Genomic DNA, 24,727 nt, shown 5'->3' with positions numbered 1-24,727 from the left:
CAACCTTTTTGAAAGCGGCGACGATGCGCGCGTCAGCCGATCACGATCTTGGTGTCGGTGGTGAAGGTGTAGGGCGGGAGCGCGAGGTTGAGCGGCGCCGGTCCCTGCCGGATGCGGCCCGACGTGTCGTAGACCGAGCCGTGGCAGGGGCAGAACCAGCCGTTGTACTGGCCCTGATGGCCGAGCGGCACGCAGCCGAGGTGGGTGCAGATGCCGATCACCACCAGCCACTGGTCCTTACCCGCCTTCACGCGGTCCTGGTCGGGCTGGGGATCCTTCAGTTCCGAGAGCGGCACGTCCTGCGCCGACTTGATCTCCGCCGGAGTGCGATGGGAGATGAAGATGGGCTTGCCGCGCCACTGGACGGTCACGATCTGCCCCACGGCGATGGGGGAAATGTCCACTTCGGTGGTGGAGAGCGCGAGCACGGAGGCGTCGGGCTGCAGCTGGGAGATGAACGGCCACACCATCGCGGCGGCCCCGACGGCGCCCACCGCGCCCGTGGCGATGTAGAGGAAATCCCGACGCGTCGTCGTGTCCGACGTCTCCGTATGTGCCACGGCGCAGTCCCCGATCTGTTATCGTCTCGGCGCGCGCCCCGATCCAGAGGAACGCAGGCCACACGCGATGCGGCGTCGCATGAGCCCATGCGGCGCCACTTTCAAGCGCCTCTAATTGCACCCCCGCCCCATCTTGTCCAGATCGTGGCCGTGCGGCACGCGGTCCTGTCGTGCGACACCGGCCTGTCGAATCTCTGCGATAAGCTTCGCTCACCTTAAGGTAAGGCTTGCACCGGCGACGCAGCGTCATCCGCCCGCGGCTGAGGCGGGCAAGGCCCCAAGGCCAAGCTCAGGTATTGTATGACCATCGCGCCAACGATAACGTTCTTCCCGCGGGACCCCTGCGCACGGACCGGAACCGGTCTGTCGTTCGTCCTGCGGAACCTCAAACGCCAAAGCTAGCACCGCTATTTCAACTGCCGATCAAGGGGGAGCATATGCGCACGTGGGTCTTCTGTTCCGCCGCGGCAGCGGCGCTCGCCTGCGCCGGCATTCCGCAAGCAGCGGATGCGCAGACACTACCGGTCACGATCATCAACAAGACCGGCATCAAGGGTAAGATGTACATAACGGTCCTGGGACGGAGTCCTCAAAATCCAGCGATTCACATCTACAGCGACGCGAACGGCAATACCAGGCAATTTACCGTCAATCCGACGCCGACGGACTATGGATTTTCAACCACGGCACTGAGCTATACCTTCAAGATTCCCCAGATCAATTCGGGGCGAATCTACGTCTCCTTCTGCGCGCCGGCCTGGACCACCGCCAGCCAGACCGGCGACACGCCGCCCCAGATCGCCCCCAACACGCCGGCCACCTGGGTGCCCACAAACAAGAACTTCAATACCGTCCTGGACTTCGCCGAGTTCGACTGGGTTCCCTCGGGCAGCACCACCTCGATGGATATCGACACCACCCAGGTGGACGCCCTGAGCATCCCGATGACCCTCTCCCTCAGCGGGACACCCGGAGGCCGGGCCACGACGTTCACCTCCGGCTTCAAGGACCAGACCACCAGCACCAAGGTCGTGCCGGCGCTGGCCTCTGCGCCGTGGAACAAGCTCGTCGTCTACGACACCAGGAAGCGCCCGATCCGCATCCTGGTGCCGGAAAAGGCGATGGCGCTTCCCTCGTCGCATCCCAATTATTTTCCGAACAACTACCTGAGCAGCTACATCGGCCAGGTGTTCTCCAAATTCGCGACGCCGGGACAAACGTTCACCATCACCGGCGACGATGGCACGCTCTATTCCGGCAAGATCCAGAACAACCAGATCGTCCTGAAGCCGAACAACGGCAACCCTGCCAACGTCTTCGGCAAGCCGAGCACCGTGTATGTCTGGCAGAACGGCGCGCCGCCCGTGAGCGGCCCCGCGGCAACGGCGCCCCAGCTGCAGAAATACATCCAGGCCGCCTTCCTGCGTTCGACCTTCCTGAATACCACTACGAACTCGCTCTCCACCTGCCAGGGCGTGGTTCCCTATTCGTTGCCGCCGCAGAATTTGTACTCCAGCACCATCCACGCGCTCTCCATCAATCAGGGCGCCTATACCTTCCCCTATGACGACGTTTGCGCGCGCAGCAGCAACATCTCGCTGACCAGTCCCACGTCGGTGACCTTGACGCTGCTTCCGCTGAGCACCAGCATGAGTTCCATGACCTGCAACTGACGATGCGAACCCCGCCGCGGGCTCGATCGCAGCCCACGGACCGGTTTCACCCCAGATCATGGCCGTGCGCATCGCCTTGTACTGTCCCGACATTGCCCAGAATGCCGGGACGATCCTGCGAATCGGCGCCTGTTTCGGCATCGAGGTCCACATCATCGAGCCGGCCGGCTTCCCGGTGGGGGACGCCGGCTTTCGGCGGGCCGGCATGGACTATATCGACCAGGTAACGTGGCGGCGGCATGCGTCCTTCGCCGCCTTCGACGCAGAGCGGCGGGCCGAGGGCCGGCGCGTGGTCCTGTTCACCACGCAGGGCGCCGAGCCCCTGTTCGGCTTCCGCTTCCAGCCGGATGACGTGCTGCTGTTCGGCCGGGAATCGGCGGGCGTGCCCGAGAGCGTCCACGCCGTGGCCGACGCCCGCCTGCGCATCCCCATGCGGGCCGGGGTGCGCTCCCTCAACGTGGCGGTGAGCGCGGGGATCGCGCTGGCCGAGGCCCTGCGCCAGACTGGCGGCCTGCCGGATTGAACCCGGCGCCTGCCGCCTTGCTTTCTTCCGCCGCGCCGAAGCGATAAAAGCCCGAACCAACAAGATCTGGTCCCAAGGCGATCAAGACAGGCGGAGCGCCCCATGTGCCCCTCGACCTCAGCGCCCGACGCGGCGTCCGCACCCGAAACCGCCGGCGATGGGATCCTGGAGGAGCGCCGCAACCGCGCCCGCTCCTGGTTCGAGGACCTGCAGGGCCGCATCATCGCCGCCTTCGAGGCGCTGGAGAGTGAGGCGGACGCCGCCCTCTATGCCGGCGCGCCCGGCCGATTCGCCCGCACCCCCTGGTCGCGCACCGACCATACGGGCGCGCCAGGCGGCGGCGGCACCATGGCGCTCATGCGCGGACGCCTGTTCGAGAAGGTGGGGGTGCACACCTCCACCGTGTTCGGGGAGTTCGCACCCGAATTCCGCAGCCAGATCCCCGGCGCGGCGGAGGATCCGCGCTTCTGGGCGTCGGGCATCTCCCTCATTGCCCACATGGCCAACCCGCACGTGCCCGCGGTGCACATGAACACGCGCTTCGTGGTCACCACCAAGGCATGGTTCGGCGGCGGGGCCGACCTCACCCCCGTGCTCGACCGCCGCCGCACCCAGGACGACCCGGACACGGTAGCCTTCCACGCCGCCATGGCAGGTGCCTGCACCGCCCACACGGTGGCCGACTACGCGCGCTACAAGACGTGGTGCGACGACTATTTCTTCCTGAAGCACAGGAACGAGATGCGCGGCATCGGCGGCATCTTCTACGATTATCTCGACAGCGCCTCGTCCGGCACCGGGACCTGGGACAACGATTTCGCCTTTACCCGCGACGTGGGGCTCGCCTTCCTCGACATCTATCCGAAGCTGGTGCGGGCCAACATGGGCCAGCCCTGGAGCGCGGCGGAGCGCGAGGAACAGCTGGTGCGGCGCGGGCGCTACGTGGAATTCAACCTGCTGTACGACCGGGGCACCATCTTCGGCCTGAAGACCGGCGGCAACGTGGATTCGATCCTCTCCTCCATGCCGCCCGTGGTGAAGTGGCCGTGATCGGCCCGTCATGAACGCCGGCTAAGGCTGGCCCGGCGGCGTCGCGCATCGACGACAGCGGGAGACTGAAGCCATGGCATTCGCACCCGGAGATATCGTTCAGCTCAAGTCCGGCAGCCCTGCCCTCACCGTGGTGACGGCCTCGGAAACCGAAGTGTCCGTGGTCTGGTACGCGGAGGAGGACGACGCCTTCCGCACCCACACCCTTCCTGTCATCGCCCTCGAGAAGCTCGAAGTCGCCGATTTCGAGGATGAAGAAGAGGAAGAAGACGAAGACGAAGAGGAAGAAGACGAGGACTGACGCCTCAGGCGGCAGACGAGGCCTTGACCGCCTCCGCGAGGAGGCCGGCGACCACGTCCGGATCCGTCGGAAAGTCGGCGGCGATCCATCGTGCCTCGGCCCGGGCCAGGGCCGCGCCGAGCGCGCGGCCGGGGGTGAGCCCCAGCCCCATCAGGTCGGCCGCGGCGAACGGCAGGCGCGGTGGAGTCCAGGAGGCCGCCATGGCCGCCACCGCCTCCATCCCCCCGCGGCCATGGGCTGCGGCGAGCAACGCCAGGTCGAGCGCCGAATCCACGCCGTTCCGGTACAGAAACGCGCGCACCGCCCGGGCGTCGGGAAGGTCCGGCACGGTCGCGGACAGGGCCGCGAGCCGGCGGGCCTCCGCATTGGACAGCCGCAACCGGTCGCGCAGGCGCGCCGCGTCATCACTGACGCGCACGGCGAGAGCCGCGAGCCGGCGGATGGCGTCGGGCTTCGCCTGCCAGTCCCGCTCCAGCGCCGCGAGCCGCGTGAACGCCCCCACGTCGGCGATGCCGGCGATCAGCGGCTGGACGAGGCCGGCATCGCTCATGACGGCGAGGGTCGCCGCAGCGCCCGGCGCCACCAGCAGCTTCAGCATCTCGGTCCGCACCCGCTCCCGCGACAGGGTGAGAAGGCCGGCCCGCCGGCGCACGCTGGCGATGAAGGCGTCCTTGTCCACCGGCCCCGCGCCATAGGCCGCATGGAAGCGGAACAGGCGCAGGATGCGCAGGTAATCCTCGCGGATGCGCGCCTGCGGGTCGCCGATGAAGCGGATGCGCCGCGCGGTGAGATCCGACAGGCCGCCCACCAGGTCCACCACCGCCCCGTCAGCCGTCGCATAGAGGGCGTTGAGGGTGAAGTCCCGTCGCTCGGCATCATGCAGCCAGCTGCGGCCGAAGCGCACCACCGCGCGGCGGCCATCGGTTTCCATGTCCTCGCGCAGGGTGGTGACCTCAAAGGCGTGGTGGTCCGCCACCACGGTCACGGTGCCATGCTCGACGCCGGTGGGCACCGGCTTCAGGCCGGCCTTGCGCGCCCGCTCGGCCACCACCTCGGGAACGGCGGTGGTGGCGATGTCCACGTCCGAGACCGGAAGGCCGAGGAGGGTGTTGCGCACCGCGCCACCCACCACGCGCGCCTCCTCCCCGTCCGCATTGAGCGCGGCCAGCACGGCCATGAGGCCCGGCGTGCGCCAGAACGGCGCGCCGACGATGGACAGGCTCATTCGAAACGCCCCGGCACGAACACGCCGTCCTTCACCTGGGCGGGCACATAGCGGCTGCCGGGCGGGGCCACATTGCCGTGCTCGAACAGGAACAGGCCGGCGACCACCAGCGCCACGGCCGTCGCCGCCACCAGCGCAAGGGCGCGCGGCGACCAGTGCTCCGGCACCACCGAGCCCTTGGTGGCAAGCAGCAGAGCGCCGTAGAGCAGGAACGGCGTGAGAAAGAGCGCGAACTCGACCAGGAAGCTGCGCAGCATCAGGCGTAGACCTTTTCGTAGAGGTTGCGCAGCATGCCTGCGGTCGCCCCCCAGATGTTCCGCCCTTCATAAGGCATAACGTAGAAATGGCGCAGCGTGCCCTTCCAGTCGCGCGACTGGCGCTCATGATTGCGCGGGCTCATGAGGAAGCTGAGCGGTACCTCGAACGCCTCATCCACCTCCGCCGGATTAAGGGTCAGCGTGTAGGCTGGATCGACCAGCCCCACTGCCGGCGCGATCCAGAATCCGGTGCCGGAGAGATAGCCGTCCAGATAGCCGAGCGGCCGTACCAGCTGCGAATCGAGCCCCACTTCCTCTCGCGCCTCCCGCAGGGCGGCATCGAGCTCGTCCCGGTCGCCGGGGTCCACCCGCCCGCCGGGAAAGGCGATCTGCCCGGCATGGTTGGAAAGGCTCGACGACCGCAGGGTGAGCAGGATGGTAGGCTCCGGCCGGGCCACCACAGGAACCAGCACCGCCGCATGGCGTGGCGTCGCCGCCGGCGCGAGGCTCGCCTTCTCCGGCTGGAGGGCATGATCGCCATTGAGCCCGAGGAAGGCCGCCTGCGAATAGAAGGGCGGCGGCTCGGAAGACAGGCGCGCCGCCGCGCGGGCGAGAAAATCAGAAAGGCCGTCGGCTGTCCCAGTCGCGACGGACGCCTCCGCGTCGGTGTGGTGCGTCATTCGGAAAAATCCACATCGGCCCCAAATTCGAGCCCCAGATCGGCCGCCGGCAGGATGGGGAAGAAAACGCCCGCCGAGCCAACCCCGAACATGGGGACGCCGCCCTCCGCGCGCACCTCACCCTCCCCCATGAGGTCGAGATGGACCGCCCGGGTCAGCCGAGCATCAAGGCCGCGCCGCACATGGACATAGGGCACCACCTCGCCGGGGGCACCGCCGGGGGCAAAGCGCAGGGCGTGGCCGGGGCCGCAACGCACCAGATCGTCCAGGTTGGTGCGAAACACCAGGGTGCGGCCGTCAGCCGCATCCTCCACCGCCATCTCGACCGCGAGGAAAGGGGCGTCCTCGACTCGGATACCCACTTTCTCCACCGGCGTCTTCAGCACATAGCGCTCGCCGTCCCGGGTCAGCACCGACGCGAACAGGCGCACCAGGGCCGGCCGGCCGATGGGCATTCCCATATAGTGCCAGCTGCCGTCTGCCTTGATGACGAGGTCAATGTCGCCACAATCGGGCGGGTCCCACTTCTCCACCGGCGCCGGGCCGCGACCACCGGCCTCGCGCACGGCCGCCATCAGCGCATCGAGGCGGCCGGAGGCGGAAGCGGCAACGGGCGCGGTTGTGGCCTTCGGGGCTTCACCCGGCATGACTTCTCCCTTCCGCAGGGCCAGAGCCCCTTTCGGGGAACGGCCTCGCGACGACGTGAGTGCGCTCGGTTCCGGACGGCCGGGAGCGGGGTTCGATGTCCGTCGATCTTATCGTAAGCTCTGTGTCCGGGTGGCGCGACCCTTGCTACGTCGATCCGGGATTGGGTCGGGGCGTTATATTGCCGCTTTTGGCGGCAAGCCTGTCCCGCAGGCGCGTTGCGTTATGGAGAAGCTGAGATGTCGGCTGCCGGCGAGACCTTCGACCTCGACCAGATGATCATCCGCAATGCGGAGGCCGCGGCGGCCCATGTGAAAGCGGCGCGAACCGCCATCTCCTCGGTCATCTTCGGCCAGGAAGCCGTTGTGGACCGGGCGCTCATCACCATCCTCGCCGGCGGCCACGCGCTGCTGGTGGGCGTGCCAGGCCTGGCCAAGACCAAGCTGGTGGAGACCATGGGCACGGTGCTGGGCCTCGACGCCCGCCGCGTCCAGTTCACCCCGGACCTCATGCCCTCCGACATCCTCGGCGCGGAGGTGCTGGAGGAGAGCGCCGGCGGGCGCCGGGCGTTCCGCTTCATCAAGGGGCCGATCTTCGCCCAGTTGCTGATGGCCGATGAGATCAACCGCGCCTCGCCGCGCACCCAGTCGGCCCTGCTCCAGGCCATGCAGGAATACCATGTGACCGTGGCCGGCGAGCGCCACGACCTGCCCAAGCCGTTCCACGTGCTCGCGACCCAGAACCCGCTGGAGCAGGAAGGCACCTACCCTCTCCCCGAGGCGCAGCTCGACCGGTTCCTGATGGAAATCGACGTGGATTATCCCGACCGCGATGCCGAGCGGCGCATCCTATTCGAGACCACCTCCGCCGAGGAGCAGAAGCCCCGCGCCGCCATGAGCGTGGACGACCTCATCGCCGCCCAGCGCCTGGTGCGCCGCCTGCCGGTGGGCGAATCGGTGGTGGAGGCGATCCTCACCTTGGTGCGCTCGGCCCGTCCGGGGGCCGAGGGGCCGGAGCAGCGCTACATCGCCTGGGGTCCCGGCCCCCGCGCCAGCCAGGCGCTGATGCTGGCCGTGCGCGCCCGTGCCCTGCTGGATGGGCGCTATGCCCCCTCCCTCGACGACGTGGTGGCGCTGGCCGAGCCGGTGCTGAAGCACCGCATGGCCCTCACCTTCGCCGCCCGCGCGGAAGGCGAGAGCATCACTCACATCATCCGCCGCCTCACCGAGCGCCTCGGGTGACGGCGGACCGGGCCGACAAGGTGGCGCAGGACGCCCACCGCTCCGTCGAAACCGCCGCCCTCGCCGCAGCGGGCCTTGCGGCCGCCATGCCGCGGCTGGTGCTGGAGGCCCGCCGCATTGCCATGAGCGTGCAGCACGGTCTACACGGCCGTCGCCGCGCCGGGTCTGGCGAGAATTTCTGGCAGTACCGCCGCTTCGTCGACGGCGAGCCGGCCCAGCGGGTGGACTGGCGCCGCTCCGCCCGCGACGACGTGCTTTATGTGCGCGAACGCGAGTGGGAGGCCGCCCACACCGTGTGGATCTGGCCGGACCTCTCCCCTTCCATGCTCTATGCCTCAAAGGGCCAGGCACCGAAGCGCGACCGCGCGCTCATCGTCGCCTTTGCCCTCGCCGAGCTGCTGGTGAAGGGCGGGGAGCGGGTGGGCATTCCCGAGCTGATGCGCCCCTCCGCGACCCGACGCATCGTGGAGCGCATGGCCGAATCGGTGGTGCTGGCCCCCGTGCTGCCCGCGAGCCTTCCCGTGGCCTTCGCCCCCTCCCCCCTCTCCGAGGTGGTGCTGCTGGGTGATTTCTGGAGCCCGGCGGACGAGGTCGCCGCCACCCTTCATGCGCTGGCCGCCTCCGGCGCCCACGGCCATGTGGTGCAGATCGTCGATCCGGCGGAGGAGACCTTCCCCTTTTCCGGCCGCATCGAGTTCCGCGAGCCCGAGGGCGGCGCGCGGCTGACCGTGGGTCGCGCCGAGAGCTGGCGCACCGATTATGACCTGAAGCTGGTGGAGCATCGCGCCCGCATCCGCGCCGCCGCCGAGCGGCTGGGCTGGAGCTTTGCCGTCCACCGCACCGACCGGCCGGCGAGCGAACTGCTGCTCGCCCTGCACGCCCGCATGGGCGCTGGCGGCGGCCCTGCGATGACGCGCAAGGGGCGCTCCACGGGCGGCGACCATCCCTTCGTCTCGGGAGGCCCTGCCTGATGTTCGGCCTGCCCCTCGCCTTTTCCGCGCCGCTGCTGCTGACTGCGTTCGTAGCCCTGCCGCTGCTGTGGTTCCTGCTGCGCGTGGTGCCGCCCAAGCCTCGGGAAGTGGCGTTTCCGCCCATGCGGCTGCTGCTCGGCATCACCCCCAAGGAGGAGAGCGCGGCCCGCACCCCGTGGTGGCTCACCGCCCTGCGGCTGCTGCTGGCGGCGCTCATCATCCTGGCCGCCGCAGGTCCCATCCTGAACCCGCCCGCCGCCGGCCCCTCCTCCGGCGGGCCACTGGTGCTGATCATCGACCAGGGTTGGCCGGCCGCCGCGAGCTGGGAGGCGCGCCGCGCCGCCGCCGCCGCCCTCATCGACGAGGCGGAGACCAACGGGCGCGGCGTCGCCCTGATCCCCACCGGCGACGTGCCGCGCGAGGCCACCCTGCTCAGCCCTTCCGCCGCCCGCGACCGCCTGCGCTCGCTGGAGCCGGTGCCCTACGGCCCGGCCCGCAAGGACGCGCTGACGCTGGCCCAGCGCCTGCTCGGCAACGAGCCGCAGGCCGGCATCGTCTTCCTCGCCGACGCGGTGGATCTCGGCACCGACCCGGACCTCGCCCAGGGCTTTGCCGCCCTCAATGGCGCCGGCCGGCTGCTGGTGGTGGGCGGTGGCGTCGCCGCGCCCCTCGCCCTGGCCGGGGCCGAGAACGGCGCGGAGGCCCTCACCGTGAAGGTGCTGCGCCCCGAAGGCTCCGGCCCCCGCGCCGGTCGCGTCACCGCCCACGACATGCGCGGCCTCACCCTGGGCGAAACCGCCTTCACCCTGCCCGAGGGCGCCACCGAGGCCGAAGCCCGCTTCGACATGCCGGTGGAGATCCGCAACGAGATCGCCCGGCTGGAGATCGCCGGCGAGCGCTCGGCCGGCGTAGTGCAGTTGCTCGACAAAAGGTGGCGGCGCCGCGCCGTGGGCCTCGTCTCCGGCACCAGCACGGATACCGGCCAGCCCCTGCTCGCCCCCACCTATTATCTCTCCCGGGCGCTTGGCCCCTATGCGGACCTGCGCGTGGCCGAGACCGGATCGGCCACCGAGAACATCAACCGCTTCCTGGAACAGCGCCTGCCGGTGCTGGTGCTCACGGATGTGGGCACCATCCCGCCTGCCACCCGCGCCCGGCTCAATCGCTTCGTGGAAGAGGGCGGCGTGCTGGTGCGTTTCGCCGGCCCCCGCCTGGCCAATGCGCAGGACGACCTGTTGCCGGTGAAGCTGCGGCGCGGCGGCCGCGTGCTCGGCGGCTCGCTGTCGTGGGAGACGCCGCAGAAGCTTGGTGCCCTCTCCGCCGAGGGCCCGTTCCGCGACCTGCGCCTGCCCGACGACGTGACGGTGACCCGGCAGGTCCTGGCCGAGCCCGACGGTTTGCTGGGCGAACGGGCCTGGGCGACATTGGCCGACGGCACCCCCCTCGTCACCGGCGTACGCCGGGGCAAGGGCGCGCTGGTGCTGTTCCATGTGACCGGCGACACTTCCTGGTCCAACCTGCCGCTGTCCGGCACCTTTGTGGAAATGCTCCGCCGCGTGATCGCCCTGTCCGATGCTCCGCCCCCCGCCGAGACGGCGCCGGCGGAAACCCCTGTCCGCGCCTCAAGCCGCCCGGATGTGGCGGCGCTGCCGCCGGCCCGCGTGCTGGACGGCTTCGGCGCCTTCCGTCCCGCCGGTCCCACCGCCCGCGCCCTTCCCGCCGATTATGCCGGCCGCGCCACCGCCGACCATCCCCCCGGCTTTTACGGCCCGCCGGACGGGCTGGTGGCGGTGAACACGCTGCTGCCCGCCGACCGGCCGAAGGCGCTCGACCTCTCCGCCCTCGGCGGGCGCGTTGAACCCTTGCAGGAAAGCGCGCCGCGCGACCTGCGCGGGCCGGTGCTGGTGGCCGCCATGGGGCTGCTGCTGCTGGATGCGCTGGCGGTGCTGTTCCTGGCCGGCGGCTTCAGCCGCATGGGTGGCCCCAAGGTGCGGCGCGGCGCCGCCGCAGCTCTGTTCGCCGCGCTGGCGCTTGGCGCGGCCGGCTTTGCCGGTGCTCCGGTCCCCGCCCGCGCCGACGATGCCTTCGCCCTGAAGGCAACGCTCCAGACCCGCTTCGCCTATGTGGTGACCGGCGACAGCGAGGTCGACGAGATTTCCCGCGCCGGGCTCGACGGGCTCGCCACCTTCCTCGGCCAGCGCACCGCCCTGCAGGCCGGCGAGGCCATGGGGGTGGACATCGCCAAGGACGAACTCGCCTTCTTCCCCCTGCTCTATTGGCCCATCCTGCCCGATACGGCCGCACCCTCGCCCGCCGTGCTGGCGCGCATCGACGCTTACATGAAGCAGGGCGGCACGGTGATCTTCGACACCCGCGACGCCATCGAGGCTTCCGGCGCCCCCGGTGCGCCGCTCTCGGCCGCCGGGGCGCGGCTGAAGGATATCCTGTCGCGCCTCGACATTCCCGAGCTGGAGCCGGTGCCGCGCGACCACGTGCTCACCAAAGCCTTCTATTTGCTGAAGGATTTTCCCGGCCGCTTCACCGGCGGCACCACCTGGGTAGAGGCCCTGCCCACCGCCAACTCCGATTCGGATCGTCCCGCGCGGGCAGGCGACGGCGTCTCCCCGGTGATCATCACCTCCAACGACCTCGCCGGCGCCTGGGCGGTGACCAAGAGCGGCGAGCCACTGCTGCCACTGACGCCGGGCGAGCCGCGCCAGCGCGAGATCGCCTTCCGCGCCGGCGCCAACATGGTGATGTATGTGCTGACCGGAAACTACAAGGCGGACCAGGTGCATGTGCCGGCCCTGCTGGAAAGGCTCGGGCAATGAGCACTGACGCGCGCGCTGCGGACGCCGGCGCATGAATTACGGCATCACCTTCTCCCCCTTCCTGTCGCTGCCGCTGCTGATGGCAGTGGGCATCGTCGCGCTGGTGCTGGCGGGGCTGCTCCTGGCCTCGCGCACGCGGGGCGCCGTGTTCCGCGCGCTGGCGCTGGCGGTTGGGCTGCTCGCCCTCGCCAACCCCTCCTTCACGCGGGAGGAGCGCGAACCGCTCACCTCCGTGGTGGCGGTGGTGGTGGACAAGAGCGCCAGCCAGTCCTTCGGCGAACGCACCCAGCAGACGGACGCCGCCCGCACGGTGCTGGCCGAGCGGCTGGGCAAGCTCTCCGGCGTGGAGGTGCGCACCATCGAGGCCGATGCCGGCGACGGCTCCGCCGACGGCACGCGGCTGTTCTCCGCCCTCTCCGCAGGCCTTGCCGACGTGCCGCCGGAGCGGGTGGCGGGCGCCATCATGATCACCGACGGGCGCGTCCATGACGTGCCCGAGAACCCGCAGGCGCTGGGCTTCTCTGCGCCGGTGCATGCCCTCATCACCGGCCACGCCGGCGAGCGCGACCGCCGGGTGGCGCTGGAGAAGACGCCGCGCTTCGGCATCGTCGGCCAAAAGCAGGCGGTGACCTTCAAGGTGACCGATGAAGGCGCCCCCGCCGGCGCCCGCGTGGTGGTCACCATCCGCCGCGACGGCGAGGTCATCGCCCGGCCCACCGTCACCGCGGGACGCAGCACCTCCGTGGACGTGGACATCACCCATGCCGGGCCCAACATCGTCGAGTTCGAGGTGCCCGCGCTCGACGGCGAGCTGACGCTGGTGAACAACCGCACTGCCGTCGCCATCGACGGCGTGCGCGACAAGCTGCGCGTGCTGCTCGTCTCCGGCGAGCCGAACGTCGGCGAGCGCACCTGGCGCAACCTGCTGAAGAGCGACGCCAATGTGGACCTCGTCCACTTCACCATCCTGCGCCCGCCGGAGAAGCAGGACGGCACCCCCATCAACGAACTCTCGCTCATCGCCTTCCCGACCCGCGAACTGTTCCAGACCAAGATCAAGGATTTCGACCTGATCATCTTCGACCGCTACGCCCAGCAGGGCGTGCTGCCGCAGGTCTATTTCGACAATATCGTGCGCTATGTGCGCGCCGGCGGCGCGGTTCTAGTGGCGGCGGGCACGGACTTCATCGACACCGGCTCGCTCTATAACACGCCGCTGGAGGAGATCCTGCCCGGCGTGCCCCGGGGCGATGCCACCGACGCGCCCTACCACGCCCGCCTCACCGATCCGGGCAAGCGCCATCCCGTGACCCGCGCCCTGCCCGGCTCGGAGAGCGAGCCGCCCCACTGGAGCCGCTTCTTCCGCGTCATCGACGCCCAGGTGCGCTCCGGCACCAGCCTCATGTCCGCCCCCGGCGACAAGCCGGTGCTGCTGGTGGACCGGGTCGGCGAAGGCCGCGTGGCGCTGCTTTTGTCCGACCACATCTGGCTCTGGGCGCGCGGCTATGAGGGCGGCGGCCCGCACATTGATCTGTTGCGCCGGCTCTCGCACTGGCTCATGAAGGAACCTGACTTGGAGGAAGAGCGCCTGAAGCTCACCGTCTCCGGTCGCGATCTCGTGGTGGAGCGCCAGACCATGGCCGACAGCGTTCCCACCGCCACCATCACTACCCCATCTGGTGCACTGCGCACGCTCACCCTCACCCAGGCCGAGCCCGGCCTGTGGCGAGCGGCAACCCCGGCCGACGAGTTGGGCCTGTGGCGCGCCGCCAATGGCACGCTCACGGCGCTCGCCAACATCGGACCGCTGAACCCGAAGGAATTTGCCGAGGTGACAAGCACCCGTGATGTTCTCGCGCCCGTGGCGGCGGCCACCGGAGGCGGGGTGTGGCGGCTCGCGGACCTCGGCGGCACGGTGCCGCGCCTGGTGCAGGTCTCCGCATCCGACCGCCTCGCCGGCGAGGACTGGATGGGCCTGCGCACCCGCGATGTCTCGGTGGTGCGGGGCATCGGCCTGTTCCCGCTATTCGCCGGCCTGTCCGGTCTCCTGCTGCTGCTCGGCGCGCTCACCGCCGCCTGGGTGCGGGAGGGACGGTGATGGCCATGGCTATGTCCAAGGGCGCAACTGCCCTTCTCACGCGCCGCCGCATGCTCGGCGCCGGCCTGCTGCTGACCGCCCTCTGGGGCGGGCCGACGCTGGCTCAGGACATGCCGCTCACCCCCGTCGGCGCGTGGCTGGCGGAGGATATCGGCGGCGGGGGCGTGCTGGACCGGATCCAGACCACTCTCGTGCTCGGCGCCGATGGCGCAGTCTCCGGCTCGGGCGGCTGCAACACCTATAGCGGCAAGGCCAAGCTCGCGGGCCCCGCCCTGCTGTTCGGCGGCCTGTCCTCCAGCCGCATGGCCTGCGCGCCCGCCGTGATGGCGCAGGAACAGAAATTCCTGCTGGCGCTGGAACGGACGCGGGCCTGGCGGATCGATCCGTTGAAGCGCAAGCTGATCCTCATCGACCTCACCGGCACCGAGCTGGTTCGCTTTTCCACGCGGTAGGCACACCCGGGAGACCGGAGCGCGGCGCGCCGATGAAGTGCGGCGCGCTCTCGCTTGCCTCAGAATGCCAAAACCCTCCGGCGGCGCCGCCGCCGGCAGCACCTAGCCCGTCATGGCCGCGCGCTCTTCTGCCTGACGCTGGTTCTCCGCCCGCTTGGTCATGACCGACGCGATGATCACCACCACCGTCACGATGGCGATGAGGATGGTGCAGACCGCGTTGATCTCCGGCGTCACCCCGAGGCGCACCTGCGAATAGATGCGCATGGGCAGCGTGGTCGCCCCCGGCCCGGTGGTGAAGCTGGCGATGACCAGGTCATCCAGCGACAGGGTGAAAGCCAGCATGAAGCCGGACACCACCGCCGGCAGGATCAGGGGCAGCGTGATCTTGAAGAAGGTCTTGAACGGCGGGCAGCCGAGGTCGAGGGCCGCCTCCTCCAGCGCCCGGTGAAGGTGACGAGGCGCGACTGCACCACCACCGCCACGAAGCACATGGTGAAGGTGATGTGGGCCAGGAGCACGGTCCAGAATCCGCGATCGAAATTCACCGCCACGAACAGCAGCAGCAGGGACAGGCCGGTGATCACCTCGGGCATGACCAGGGGGGCGTAGATCATGCCGGAGAACAAGGTGCGCCCGGGAAAGCGGCCGTAGCGGGTGAGGGTCAGCGCCGCCATGGTTCCGAGCACGGTGGACACCAGCGACGAGAAGAAGGCGATGCGCAGGGTGACCCAGGCCGCATCCATGAGCTGCTCGTTCTCAAGCAGCGCCCAATACCATTGGGTGGAGAAGCCGGCCCACACGGTGACCAGCCGCGAGGCGTTGAAGGAATAGATCACCAGCAACAGGATGGGGATGTAGAGGAAGGCGAAGCCCAGCACGATTGACGTGATGTTGAACCAGGTAAGGCCTTTTCTCATTTGCCCGCCTCCAGCTCGCGCTGCTGGATGTTCTGGTAGATCACGATGGGGATCACCAGCACGAGCAGCAGCAGCACCGCCACCGCGGACGAGACCGTCCAGGACCGGTTCACGGTGAACTCGGTCCATAGCGACTTGCCGATCATCAGCGTGTCCGAGCCGCCCAGGAGGTCGGGAATGACGAACTCGCCCACCGCCGGGATGAAGCACAGCAGGGCGCCGGCCGCCACGCCCGGCAGGGAGAGCGGAAAGGTGATGGTCCAGAACGCCTTGGCCGGCGGGCAGCCGAGATCGGCGGCGGCCTCCAGCAGCGTGAGGTCGAGCTTTTCCAGTGCCGCGTAAAGCGGCAGCACCATGAAAGGCAGGTAGGAATAGACGATGCCGATATAGACGGCGAGGTTGGTATTCAGGATCTCCAGCGGCGTGTGGATCACCCCCAGCGCCATCAGGGCCTGATTGAGCAGCCCTTCCTGCGACAGGATGCCGATCCACGCATAGACGCGGATGAGGAAGGAGGTCCAGAACGGCAGGATCACCAGCATCAGCAGCGTCGGCTGGATCGAGCGCGGCGCCCGCGCCATGGCGTAGGCGACTGGGTACCCCACCAGCAGCAGAAGCACGGTGGAGATCGAGGCGATGATCAGGCTGGAGCCGTAAGCCTCCAGGAACTCATTCGAAAAATCCAGCACATAGGCATAGTTCGCGAAGGACAGGCCCGACAGGAATTCGGTGAAGCCCGCCCAGCCCTGCGCCAGGTCGAGGGTCGGCGCGTAGGGCGGCTGGGCCACCACGTCCTGCGACAGCGAGATCTTGAATACGATGAGGAAGGGCGCAAGGAACAGCGCGAGGAGCCACAGATAGGGCACCGCGATCACGAACCAGCGGCCCCGTCCCTTCTCCCCGGCCATCGCCATGGTTGCCTCCCGGCGCTTCCGCCCAATGAAAACGCGTCAGAACCCTCAACTCATACCATCGGCCCCGGCCTGCCACCGATGCCAGGCGGGTCACGCTCAAGCGCCGCGCAGGCCCAGCCCGTCGCGCGACCAGTGCGCAACCCTAGCCCATGAGCACCACGCCGGCATGGGGCGCAAAGGTCACCCAGACCTTGTCGTCCCACGAGATGGGGCGTGCCACCATGCGCGACAGGTTGGGCTGCGAGACCTTGATGCGCTGCCCGCAGGCCAGTTCCACATGGTAGATGGAGAGGTCGCCCAGATAGCCGATGTCCCAGATCTCGCCCTCGAAGACATTCTCGGTCGGGTCGACCGGCGGCTCCAGCGTGATGCGCAGCTTCTCGGGACGGATGGCGATGCAGGCGGTGTCGCCGGCCTTGCAGTCCACGGTCTGCGTCACCACCAGCGGAAAGGGCGTCACCGGCGAGGAGATGCGGGTCTCGTCCGGGCCCGCCTTGGTGATCTTGCCCTCGATGAGGTTCACCTCGCCGATGAAGTCGGCCACGTAGCGGGTGGAGGGCTGCTCGTAGATCACCGAGGGCGGCGCCACCTGCACCAGCACGCCATTATTCATCACCGCGATGCGATCGGCCACCGTCATGGCCTCTTCCTGGTCGTGGGTCACGATCAGGAAGGTCATGCCGAGGTCCATCTGCAGGTCCATCAGCTCGAACTGGGTTTCCTCGCGCAGCTTCTTGTCGAGGGCGCCCAGCGGCTCGTCCAGCAGCAGCACCTTGGGCCGCTTGGCGAGCGACCGGGCGAGGGCCACGCGCTGGCGCTGGCCGCCGGAGAGCTGGTGCGGCTTGCGCTTGGCGAACTTCTCCAGCTTGACGAGCTTCAACATCTCCTCGACGCGGGCGTCGATCTCGCCCTTGCCCATCTTGTCCTGCTTGAGGCCGAAAGCGATGTTGTCCTGCACATTCATGTGCGGAAACAGGGCGTAGGACTGGAACATCATGTTCACTGGCCGCCGATAGGGCGGCACGCCGGCCAGATCCTCCCCCGCGAGGGTCAGGCGGCCCTCGGTGGGCTCCTCAAAGCCGGCGAGCATGCGCATGAGTGTCGTCTTGCCGCAGCCGGAGGGGCCAAGCAGCGCGAAGAACTCGCGCTCGTAGATGTCGAGGCTGACGTGATCCACCGCGGTGAAGTCGCCGAAGCGCTTCACCACATTCTCGAAGCGAATAAGCGGCGTCTTGGTGGGATCGGTCCACGGGGCGAACGAGCGCCGGACAGCGCCGATGGTTTCCTTCCGCGCCTTATCCGCAGCCATCACGTCCCCCGAACTGGCCTCGTGATGTGGAGGCTAGCCGGGGAAACGGAAACGCTCAAGCCGTGTGCACGCGCAAAAATGCATCGCTGCGGCTGCTCAGACGTGCAACCCGTCCACATCTGGGGAGAAGTCACATCTTCGCCCCTCATGATGCATCGCCCCCTTGCACGTCCCCCCCGCATGTGGCAGAGGAAGCCGCCTGACGACGGCGATGCCCGTCGCCTTCCGGGCCGGTGGATTATTCTCTTGGAAAATTCCAAGGCCCACCCGGTGCGCTGCGGTAGCTCAGTGGTAGAGCACTCCCTTGGTAAGGGAGAGGTCGAGAGTTCAATCCTCTCTCGCAGCACCATCCCAACCCATTGCCCGGCCATAGTTTGTTGAAAATCACGGAATTTCGGGTCGCTCACTGAAACACGGGAGCGGCACACAATGGCCCGTCGCATGCCCGCCCCGTCCGTCGCCCAGACACCTCATTCCTATCCTTCCGCGCCCGAGTCCCTGCGGATTGCCTGTGCCACCTTCTGCGCCCTGTCGGTCACATAGCCGAAATCGGGAGGGATGTTCGTAGGCAGCACGCCATCTGCAATGAGCTTGGGGAGCAGCGGTCGCCATGGCCGGTCGGCGCCGAGCACGACCAGCGGCATCCGCTTGAGCAGCGGCGCGGCGCGGACCTGATCGAAGTTACGGTCGGCAGTCTGCGGTTAGGCGCGGGCCATGGCGTGGGCATGCTGGGATGAGAGCCAGGCGGGGGGCCGCCGCCGCATGTCAGTCCGCACAAGCCGTGGAGCCGACGAAACAAGGCGGGGCAGCCTCGCTCAACGCTCCGATCCCGCCGGGCGCGAGCGCGGATTCGCGCGGGGCGGACACCGCGCTCGCCATGGAGATCAGTCCGGCTGTGAGAACGCCGGCCGCGAGCGCTGACGCGCAGACGCCAAACAACCGGCGGAACGACACATGGTGGACACTCTTGGATTGGCCGTGCGGGGGCAGTCTATGGCCGCGCACGGCGCTCGTGTAGCGGAACCTGCCGGAACAGACACCCTGGTCGGGCAGGTTCAGCGGCGGTCGCGAGGGGCGGGGCAGCTCTGGAGGATGCCCCGCCTCGCCCGCCTCAGTTGCCGGTGGGCAGGGGCAGCTTGAAACCTTGTTCCTTCAGCGCATCCTGCACGAACTTGAAGCGCTCATACTGGGACAGGGTGATCGGGCCAGAATAGGCCTCGCTCTGGGCCTTGCGGGGCGGATATTGCACATAGGTCTTCATGAGCTTCTCGACCGCCACGTTGAACGGGATCGCCGCCCAGGTGCTCTCGGTGAAGGTGGTCATGAAGATGTCGTAGCGCTCCTGCGGATCGGCCGGCAGGTCGAACACCTGCGGCACGGTCGCCACGTACTTCTCCGGCCCCTTCCAGCCCTGGTTCGTGTCCACTGCGAGGCCGCCCGTATAGGCGCCGTTATCGCCGCGCAGGTTGAAGACATATTTGAAGTTGTCGACCCGCACGGCCCCGGGGGTGAGCTCGTTCTCGGTGAAATAGAACCACTCGTGCCGCAGATCCGCCCCCTTGCCGAGCCAGACCGGAGTCATGTCGTAGCTGTCGAAGATGATGGGCTGTCCCTCGCGGTCCTTCTCCGGCAGCTTCACGCCGGCGACGGAGGCGAAGGTGGCCATCAGGTCGAGGCCGCCCATGATGTCGTCGCTCTTGGTCGCGGCCTTGATCTTGCCCGGCCAGCGGGCCATGGACGGGACGAGGTTGCCGCCTTCGCGCACGGTGCCCTTGGTGCCGCGGAACGGGGTGTAGCCGGCGTCGGGATAGACGTCCTGCCAGGCGCCGTTATCCACGGTGTAGACCACCAGCGTGTTGTCGGCGAGGCCGAGCTGGTCAAGCTTCTTCAGCACGTTGCCGATCCGCGCGTCCAGCTCCACCACCGAATCCGCATACTTGGACTTGGAAAGCGACTTGCCCACGAATTCGGGCGCCGGCAGGTTCGGCTGGTGGTTCTTCATGAAGTTGACATTGATGAAGAACGGCGTGTTGGGCGCCTTGGCGGCCTCCTCCAGAAACTCGACCGCGGCCTTCTCGACGTAGGCGTCAAGGAAGGGAATGCCGACCACGCCCTTGTCGGGCGTGTCCACATACTCGCCGTTGACCTTGAAGTCTTCCTTCACCGGGCCGCCGGCGTTGCCGGATAGCGCGCCCTTCGTGACGGTATCGAACATGTGCCGCAAATCGGGGCTCATGCCGGGGAACCATTTGGGATCCGGATAGGTGTAGGCGTTCAGGTGGTAGAGGAAGGCGTACTTCATCACGTCATAGCCCTGGGCGTTGGGCAGCGCATAGTCCGCCTCGCCGAGATGCCATTTCCCGGTGAAATAGGTCTTATAGCCGCCCTGCTTGAGCACGGAGGCCAGTGTCCATTCGGCCTTCGGCAGGCCGCCGCCCTGGCCCTGGAAGGCCACGGTGGTCATGCCGGAGCGGTTGGGGATGCGCCCGGTCTGGATCGCGGCCCGGCCGGGCGTGCAGCTCGGCTGGCCGTAGAAGTTGGTGAACACCATGCCCTCGGCCGCCAGTTCGTCCATGTTGGGCGTCGGCATGCCGCGGCGCGCGCCGCCGAGATAGGCGCCGAGGTCGCCCCAGCCGGTATCGTCGGAGACGATCAGGAGGATGTTCGGCTTCTTGGCCTGGGCTGCGGCAGGCGCGGTGCCTTGGGCCTGGGCTGCGGGCCCCCAAACGATGAGCGTTGCCGCCACCGCGGCGGCCAGCGTGGTCGAGATTGCTGTTCTCATTGTCGTTTCCAGTGCAGTTGGAGACGTAAGCTGCGGTGAGGCGTTCACTTCGCCGGCGGGAAGATCGTCTTCCAGTCGGACTTCATGTCCACGACCGTCCAGCCCTGGCTTGCCGCCGCATCGAGCGCCCTGTCGAGATGTCCGAACGCCGACTTGCGGTCATAGGCGTATTCGCGCTCGGCATCGGTGTGGTGAACGATCAGCCCGAAGCGGGCACCGTCGCCGGCGGTCGTCCATTGCAGCATCTCAAGGTCGCCGTCGGAATTGCCAAAGGCGGCGATGGGGCGTTGGCCGATGTGCTGGTTGATGCCCACCGGCTTGCCGGCGCCGTCGTCGATGAAGTTCAACGCCGGTTCTCGCACCAGGGTCGGCTTGCCATCCACACTCTCGAACCGGGTCTTGATGCTCGATCCAACCACCTGGGCGGGGAGGATCCCATAGACCTTCTCGGACCAGGGCCGCATGAACTCGATGCCGCCACCGGAGACGATGTAGGTCGTGAAGCCGTTCTCGCGCAGATAGGCCAGCAGTTCCAGCATGGGCTGGTAAACGAGTTCGGTATACGGCTTCTTGAAGCGCGGGTGCTCGGCCTTGGCGAGCCAGTCGGTGACAACCTTCTGGAATTCGTCCGGCGTCATGCCGGCATGGGTGACCATGACCAGTTCCAGAAGCCCCTTGTCGCCGGCAGCGGCGACGGCTTTGAGGTCACCTTCGATGGCTGCCTTCAGCGTCGGGTTGCTCTGCCACTCCGGATGCTTCGGCGCCAGTTCCTTCAGCCGGTCGAGGGCGAAGGCCAGCTGCGTGTACATGGGCTGCTCGACCCACAGCGTGCCGTCATTGTCGAAAACGGCGATGCGCGCCTCAGGACGCACGAAATCCTTGCTGGCCGGATCGGTTACCCGCTTGACGAAGCCCTGGATCGCCGCCTTCGCGGACCCGTCGTTCCACGACGGGAGCACTTCCGCCAGAACGGATCCAGACGAAAACAGAAGCAGTGCCGTGATAACCAAGGCGCGGGCGAGGAACTTCATGCTTGAGTCTCTTTTACTCCTTGGATGGAAAACTTCCACCCGAACGAAACTTGCGTCAACGAAGTAATGGGCCGCGCATCGCGGATGCCCCACCATGGTGCGGCACGCATGGACAGCGGCGTCGAAACCAACTTTCCCTCTGCTTCGGACTTCCAGTCTCCGGCTGTCGTTTGCTAGAGAAGCCTGAACGTGTCTTTGATCTAGGCCATATCATCCCGGCGCTCTTCGCATTTTGCGTCACTCGACGAGGTTTCGATGCGTGGTCCGGGTTCAATCGTCCTCGTCCGCGCAAAGGGCTTCGGCGCCTTGCCCGAAAAGATCGAAAGGCAGGCCGGCGAACAGGCTCTCATCGACATGTTCGCCCGGGAGCACCTGCCGATGGCTCTACGGGACGCTCCGCAAACGCCCATACCGCTCCATTCGATGATGGGCTTGTTCGCACGGGGTGCCGCGGCCCTGGACCACCGCACATTCGGCCTGGACGTGGGCGAGGAGATGACCCACAGGGGCTATGGCCTCTGGATCGAGCATGCGGCCGCGGCCCCAACGCTCGGCGAGGGCCTGCGCCGCGCGATAGCGACGAGCTGGGCCCACCAGAGTGGCGCGCGGCTGGAACTGGTCCGGGACGGCGGGCACCGTATCCTGCGGTTTGCGACGCCCACTTTTGACGTGAGCAAGGTGCAGCATTGTGACCACCTCCTCCCGCCCATGCTCACTTTCGTTCGCCTTTATCTCGGCGCCCGATGGCGACCCGACTGGGCGGAAGTTGAATATGCACGCGACCCGGAAGCGAAGCAGGTGGAGGACCGCTTGCAGGTGGATCTGCGTTGCGAGCGGCCAGGTTCGGGCCTTGCCCTGAAGGCGAGCGAACTGAGCCGCCGACGCATCAACAGGATCACAGGAAGAACGCGAATCGTCACTCTGCGGGACGTGCTTGCCGACGTCATTCTCTCCGACGCGCCGGAACCGGCACGCGCGCTCTCTGCCATTGTCGCGCTCCGCCTCCTCGATGGCCAAAGCGACATCGACGGCGCCGCGCACCTCGCCGGCCTCGGAGTGCAAGGATTGCAGCGCCGCTTGCGCGAGAAGGGATTCACGTATCGCGAGATCGTCGAAGAGGCGCGCCGCGCACGGGCCATCCGCCTCCTCGTCGAGACGCAGATGTCGATCCTCGCGATCTCTCTGTCCCTCGGCTACGATACGCACGGCAGCTTTACCCGAGCCTTCATCCGCTGGATGGGATGCTCGCCATCAGAATACCGGCGCAGTGTGTTGGCGGTGCCGGAGCCTCACGAGGATCCGTGCTGATCAGTCGTGGGATTTTGGTGAAGCGGATGGGCAACAATCTGCACCGCCACAACGATATCATGGTCTTGGAAGACGCGTACCGTCGAGGCGCGCGTGCGGTCCTGGCCGCCGGCGCGCCAGCCGCCTCAGGCCTTCATGTGCATGTCGATCGCATTGCCGCGAGCGCGCGTCGTCTCGTCGAGCCGCGCGGCATCGAGGAAGCGGCCCGCCGTGGCGGAAACGTCCGCTTCCGGATCACCGACCAACGACAGCTTATGGCGCGGCGCGGTACATCGCGAATAGCCCTATTGGGCCAGGATGCTCTCCACATAATCCGCAAACGCGCGCGCCTTGGCGCTGGCGAGGCGCCCGGTCGGGAACACCGCCCACAGATCGACGGGCGGAAGCTCCCAGTCCTCCAGCACGCGCCGGACCGCGCCGCTCGCCAGTTCGGGGGCGAACATCCAGTCGGAATTGACCGTCAGCCCCAAGTCGGCTAGCACGGCCGCGCGGATGCCTTCCGCCGCGCTTAGACGCACGCGTCCGCGGACCGCGACGGACGCCTCGGTGCCGTTCCGGCGGAAGGTCCAGCTGGCGCCGAGCTGGCTGTAGACGATCGCCTCGTGGGTCGCGAGATCGGCCGGGACCAGGGGCGTGCCGGCGCGCGAGAGATAGGCGGGCGTCGCGATCACGGAACGCCGGCTGCGGGCGATCTGCCGGGCGATGGCGGCGGAATCGGTCAATTCCCCCATCCGCAGAGCCAGGTCGATGCCCTCTGAGACAAGATCAATGACCCGGTCATCGAGCAGCACGTCGATTTCGATGTCGGGATGGCGCGCTAGGAATTCCGGCAGGCGCGGAACGATGAGCAGACGCGCGAAGGTCGTGGCGGCCGAGACGCGCAGGCGTCCCGACAGGCCCGCGCCGGCGCCCCGCGCTTCGAGTTCGGCCTCATCCGCCTCTCGGATCGCCGCGCGCGCCCGTTCATAGAAGCGCACGCCCGCATCGGTCGGCGCGAGGCTGTGGGTCGAGCGCACGAGCAGGCGCACCTGAAGGCGCTCCTCGAGCTGGGCGATGGTCTTGGAGATGGCTGGTTGTCCGACACCGATCTGCCGTGCGGCAGCGGAGAACGATCCCGCCTCCACCACGGTCACGAACACCTGCATGGCCTGAAGTCGATCCACGCCCATTCCTCCTGAGAATGAGCGTTATCGCCTTAACCGGCCTGCCGCAACTTTCTAGGAATGATCATAACAGGCTCACGAACAGACCCAGACGCTATTCGCGGAGCTGAACATGATCGAAGTCTACGCATTCGCCACGCCCAACAGCGTCAAGGTCCCGATCGCGCTGGAAGAGATGGACCTTGTCTATGAGCTGAAGCCGGTCAACGTCCGAAAGGGCGAGCAGAAGAACGCCGCCTTCCTCGAACTGAACCCCAACGGCAAGGTGCCGGTGTTGGTCGAGCGCGACGGCGATGCGGCATTCGTGCTGAGCGAGAGCGCGGCGATCCTGGTCCATCTCGCGCAAAGGACCGGCAGACTACTGCCGGCGGACGCGGAAGGACAGGCGCGGGTTTTCGAGCAATTGTTCTTTCACGCCTCGGCGCTGAGCCCGGCCTTTGGCAATGCCGGCTTCTTCAAGCGCTCGTCGCCCGAACCTCAGCCGATCGCCGAAGCCCGCTTCTCCGCCGAGGCAGAGCGCGTCCTCGATCTCCTCGAAGCCAAGCTGGCGACCCAGCGTTTCGCCGCCGGCGACGATTTCACCATCGCCGACATCGCCCACTTCGGCTGGCTGTGGCGACGCGCATTTCCCGGCGTGACTCTGGACGCCCGCCCCAACCTCTCCCGCTGGTACGACCAGATCGCCACGCGGCCCGCCGTGCAACGCGCGATCACCCGTGTCGAGGCCCTCGTCCCGGCGGCGTGATCTTCCCCCCGATCCATTCGCCCCTGCGAACACACCAAGGAGCCATCC

21 protein-coding genes, 1 tRNA gene and 1 pseudogene are annotated in these 24,727 nt (G+C 67.9%); 12 read left to right on the top strand and 11 right to left on the bottom strand.

Annotated elements, in window-relative coordinates; genetic code table 11:
- Positions 1-32: 32 nt before the first annotated feature.
- The gene (gene petA, locus V5F66_RS07750) at positions 33-560 is read right to left on the bottom strand and encodes a ubiquinol-cytochrome c reductase iron-sulfur subunit (protein WP_012114943.1); all 528 of its coding nucleotides are present in this window, start codon (positions 558-560) and stop codon (positions 33-35) included.
- Positions 561-997: 437 nt separating this feature from the next.
- Here petA and V5F66_RS07745 point away from each other — a divergent pair, with 437 nt between their 5' ends.
- The 4 genes from V5F66_RS07745 to V5F66_RS07730 all read left to right on the top strand — a co-directional run bounded on the left by V5F66_RS07745 (position 998) and on the right by V5F66_RS07730 (position 4,107).
- Positions 998-2,233: a glycoside hydrolase family 64 protein gene (locus tag V5F66_RS07745; protein WP_012114942.1), complete on the top strand. Its 1,236-nt coding sequence runs from the start codon at positions 998-1,000 to the stop codon at positions 2,231-2,233.
- A 58-nt stretch (positions 2,234-2,291) separates the two neighbouring features.
- Positions 2,292-2,756 (top strand): tRNA (cytidine(34)-2'-O)-methyltransferase, encoded by a 465-nt coding sequence (locus tag V5F66_RS07740; RefSeq protein WP_012114941.1) that lies wholly within the window; start codon positions 2,292-2,294, stop codon positions 2,754-2,756.
- Between the two features lie 102 nt (positions 2,757-2,858).
- Positions 2,859-3,806, top strand: a complete 948-nt coding sequence (gene hemF, locus V5F66_RS07735) for an oxygen-dependent coproporphyrinogen oxidase (protein WP_394093602.1) — start codon at positions 2,859-2,861, stop codon at positions 3,804-3,806.
- A gap of 73 nt (positions 3,807-3,879) precedes the next feature.
- On the top strand, positions 3,880-4,107 hold the full coding sequence (locus V5F66_RS07730) for a DUF2158 domain-containing protein (protein ID WP_394093601.1): 228 nt from the start codon (positions 3,880-3,882) through the stop codon (positions 4,105-4,107).
- A gap of 4 nt (positions 4,108-4,111) precedes the next feature.
- Here the strand turns inward: V5F66_RS07730 and V5F66_RS07725 are convergent, their stop codons facing one another.
- From V5F66_RS07725 to V5F66_RS07710, 4 genes are read right to left on the bottom strand one after another with little or no spacing between them, the layout of a single operon-like run.
- Positions 4,112-5,332 (bottom strand): CCA tRNA nucleotidyltransferase, encoded by a 1,221-nt coding sequence (locus tag V5F66_RS07725; RefSeq protein WP_393999095.1) that lies wholly within the window; start codon positions 5,330-5,332, stop codon positions 4,112-4,114.
- A complete protein-coding gene (locus V5F66_RS07720) occupies positions 5,329-5,589 on the bottom strand; it encodes a DUF6111 family protein (RefSeq protein WP_394093600.1) in 261 nt (86 codons plus the stop codon). Before V5F66_RS07720 ends, V5F66_RS07725 begins: the two co-directional genes overlap by 4 nt.
- Positions 5,589-6,269 (bottom strand): CoA pyrophosphatase, encoded by a 681-nt coding sequence (locus V5F66_RS07715; RefSeq protein ID WP_394093599.1) that lies wholly within the window; start codon positions 6,267-6,269, stop codon positions 5,589-5,591. The genes V5F66_RS07720 and V5F66_RS07715 overlap by 1 nt, the downstream gene beginning before the upstream one ends.
- On the bottom strand, positions 6,266-6,916 hold the full coding sequence (locus V5F66_RS07710; RefSeq protein WP_394093598.1) for a DUF1285 domain-containing protein: 651 nt from the start codon (positions 6,914-6,916) through the stop codon (positions 6,266-6,268). The genes V5F66_RS07715 and V5F66_RS07710 overlap by 4 nt, the downstream gene beginning before the upstream one ends.
- A 273-nt stretch (positions 6,917-7,189) precedes the next feature.
- Here V5F66_RS07710 and V5F66_RS07705 point away from each other — a divergent pair, with 273 nt between their 5' ends.
- Genes V5F66_RS07705 through V5F66_RS07685 form a run of 5 tightly spaced genes read left to right on the top strand, consistent with a single transcriptional unit; the run spans position 7,190 to position 14,507 of the window.
- Entirely contained in the window at positions 7,190-8,155 is a 966-nt protein-coding gene (locus tag V5F66_RS07705; protein ID WP_393999267.1) for an AAA family ATPase, read from the top strand.
- Positions 8,152-9,126, top strand: a complete 975-nt coding sequence (locus V5F66_RS07700; RefSeq protein WP_394093597.1) for a DUF58 domain-containing protein — start codon at positions 8,152-8,154, stop codon at positions 9,124-9,126. Before V5F66_RS07705 ends, V5F66_RS07700 begins: the two co-directional genes overlap by 4 nt.
- Positions 9,126-11,957, top strand: a complete 2,832-nt coding sequence (locus V5F66_RS07695; protein ID WP_394093596.1) for a DUF4159 domain-containing protein — start codon at positions 9,126-9,128, stop codon at positions 11,955-11,957. The genes V5F66_RS07700 and V5F66_RS07695 overlap by 1 nt, the downstream gene beginning before the upstream one ends.
- 31 nt (positions 11,958-11,988) lie before the next feature.
- A complete protein-coding gene (locus V5F66_RS07690; RefSeq protein ID WP_394093595.1) occupies positions 11,989-14,055 on the top strand; it encodes a hypothetical protein in 2,067 nt (688 codons plus the stop codon).
- Positions 14,056-14,060: 5 nt separating this feature from the next.
- Complete coding sequence (locus tag V5F66_RS07685; protein ID WP_394051702.1) at positions 14,061-14,507, top strand: META domain-containing protein; 447 nt, start codon at positions 14,061-14,063, stop codon at positions 14,505-14,507.
- A 102-nt stretch (positions 14,508-14,609) separates the two neighbouring features.
- On the opposite strand, the pseudogene V5F66_RS07680 reads toward V5F66_RS07685, so the two are convergent.
- The 3 genes and pseudogenes from V5F66_RS07680 to V5F66_RS07670 form a co-directional block, all read right to left on the bottom strand.
- Positions 14,610-15,427 (bottom strand): annotated as a pseudogene (locus tag V5F66_RS07680) (ABC transporter permease).
- On the bottom strand, positions 15,424-16,341 hold the full coding sequence (locus V5F66_RS07675) for an ABC transporter permease subunit (protein WP_012114928.1): 918 nt from the start codon (positions 16,339-16,341) through the stop codon (positions 15,424-15,426). The pseudogene V5F66_RS07680 and the gene V5F66_RS07675 overlap by 4 nt, the downstream one beginning before the upstream one ends.
- Before the next feature lie 142 nt (positions 16,342-16,483).
- The gene (locus V5F66_RS07670; protein WP_012114927.1) at positions 16,484-17,650 is read right to left on the bottom strand and encodes an ABC transporter ATP-binding protein; all 1,167 of its coding nucleotides are present in this window, start codon (positions 17,648-17,650) and stop codon (positions 16,484-16,486) included.
- 274 nt (positions 17,651-17,924) lie between these two features.
- On the opposite strand from V5F66_RS07670, the gene V5F66_RS07665 reads away from it, so the two are divergent.
- Positions 17,925-17,999, top strand: a tRNA-Thr gene (locus V5F66_RS07665).
- A 762-nt stretch (positions 18,000-18,761) separates the two neighbouring features.
- On the opposite strand, the gene V5F66_RS07660 is transcribed toward V5F66_RS07665, so the two are convergent.
- Positions 18,762-20,432, bottom strand: a complete 1,671-nt coding sequence (locus tag V5F66_RS07660) for an arylsulfatase (RefSeq protein WP_394093594.1) — start codon at positions 20,430-20,432, stop codon at positions 18,762-18,764.
- Between the two features lie 44 nt (positions 20,433-20,476).
- Positions 20,477-21,463, bottom strand: coding sequence for an HAD family hydrolase (locus tag V5F66_RS07655; RefSeq protein WP_394093593.1), 987 nt, complete (start codon positions 21,461-21,463; stop codon positions 20,477-20,479).
- 255 nt (positions 21,464-21,718) lie between these two features.
- Here V5F66_RS07655 and V5F66_RS07650 point away from each other — a divergent pair, with 255 nt between their 5' ends.
- Positions 21,719-22,771 (top strand): helix-turn-helix domain-containing protein, encoded by a 1,053-nt coding sequence (locus V5F66_RS07650; RefSeq protein ID WP_393999103.1) that lies wholly within the window; start codon positions 21,719-21,721, stop codon positions 22,769-22,771.
- Between the two features lie 284 nt (positions 22,772-23,055).
- Here the strand turns inward: V5F66_RS07650 and V5F66_RS07645 are convergent, their stop codons facing one another.
- Positions 23,056-23,934 carry a LysR family transcriptional regulator gene (locus V5F66_RS07645; protein WP_394093592.1) on the bottom strand — a complete coding sequence of 293 codons (879 nt, stop codon included), beginning with the start codon at positions 23,932-23,934 and terminating at the stop codon, positions 23,056-23,058.
- A gap of 112 nt (positions 23,935-24,046) precedes the next feature.
- On the opposite strand from V5F66_RS07645, the gene V5F66_RS07640 reads away from it, so the two are divergent.
- Entirely contained in the window at positions 24,047-24,679 is a 633-nt protein-coding gene (locus V5F66_RS07640) for a glutathione S-transferase family protein (RefSeq protein ID WP_394093591.1), read from the top strand.
- The last annotated feature ends 48 nt before the right edge of the window (positions 24,680-24,727 follow it).

The sequence above is a fragment of the Xanthobacter versatilis genome (assembly GCF_043193975.1).
Classification (GTDB): Bacteria; Pseudomonadota; Alphaproteobacteria; order Rhizobiales; family Xanthobacteraceae; genus Xanthobacter; species Xanthobacter autotrophicus_E.
This window is presented reverse-complemented; position numbering and strand designations above follow the sequence as displayed.

Bases quoted from the DNA above. Each gene is read 5' to 3' on its own strand.
- V5F66_RS07745 (WP_012114942.1), top strand. From the start codon at position 998: ATGCGCACGTGGGTCTTCTGTTCCGCCGCGGCAGCGGCGCTCGCCTGC.
- V5F66_RS07740 (WP_012114941.1), top strand. From the start codon at position 2,292: ATGGCCGTGCGCATCGCCTTGTACTGTCCCGACATTGCCCAGAATGCC.
- hemF (WP_394093602.1), top strand. From the start codon at position 2,859: ATGTGCCCCTCGACCTCAGCGCCCGACGCGGCGTCCGCACCCGAAACC.
- V5F66_RS07730 (WP_394093601.1), top strand. From the start codon at position 3,880: ATGGCATTCGCACCCGGAGATATCGTTCAGCTCAAGTCCGGCAGCCCT.
- V5F66_RS07725 (WP_393999095.1), bottom strand. From the start codon at position 5,332: ATGAGCCTGTCCATCGTCGGCGCGCCGTTCTGGCGCACGCCGGGCCTC.
- V5F66_RS07720 (WP_394093600.1), bottom strand. From the start codon at position 5,589: ATGCTGCGCAGCTTCCTGGTCGAGTTCGCGCTCTTTCTCACGCCGTTC.
- V5F66_RS07715 (WP_394093599.1), bottom strand. From the start codon at position 6,269: ATGACGCACCACACCGACGCGGAGGCGTCCGTCGCGACTGGGACAGCC.
- V5F66_RS07710 (WP_394093598.1), bottom strand. From the start codon at position 6,916: ATGCCGGGTGAAGCCCCGAAGGCCACAACCGCGCCCGTTGCCGCTTCC.
- V5F66_RS07705 (WP_393999267.1), top strand. From the start codon at position 7,190: ATGATCATCCGCAATGCGGAGGCCGCGGCGGCCCATGTGAAAGCGGCG.
- V5F66_RS07695 (WP_394093596.1), top strand. From the start codon at position 9,126: ATGTTCGGCCTGCCCCTCGCCTTTTCCGCGCCGCTGCTGCTGACTGCG.
- V5F66_RS07690 (WP_394093595.1), top strand. From the start codon at position 11,989: ATGAATTACGGCATCACCTTCTCCCCCTTCCTGTCGCTGCCGCTGCTG.
- V5F66_RS07685 (WP_394051702.1), top strand. From the start codon at position 14,061: ATGGCTATGTCCAAGGGCGCAACTGCCCTTCTCACGCGCCGCCGCATG.
- V5F66_RS07675 (WP_012114928.1), bottom strand. From the start codon at position 16,341: ATGGCGATGGCCGGGGAGAAGGGACGGGGCCGCTGGTTCGTGATCGCG.
- V5F66_RS07670 (WP_012114927.1), bottom strand. From the start codon at position 17,650: ATGGCTGCGGATAAGGCGCGGAAGGAAACCATCGGCGCTGTCCGGCGC.
- V5F66_RS07660 (WP_394093594.1), bottom strand. From the start codon at position 20,432: ATGAGAACAGCAATCTCGACCACGCTGGCCGCCGCGGTGGCGGCAACG.
- V5F66_RS07655 (WP_394093593.1), bottom strand. From the start codon at position 21,463: ATGAAGTTCCTCGCCCGCGCCTTGGTTATCACGGCACTGCTTCTGTTT.
- V5F66_RS07650 (WP_393999103.1), top strand. From the start codon at position 21,719: ATGCGTGGTCCGGGTTCAATCGTCCTCGTCCGCGCAAAGGGCTTCGGC.
- V5F66_RS07640 (WP_394093591.1), top strand. From the start codon at position 24,047: ATGATCGAAGTCTACGCATTCGCCACGCCCAACAGCGTCAAGGTCCCG.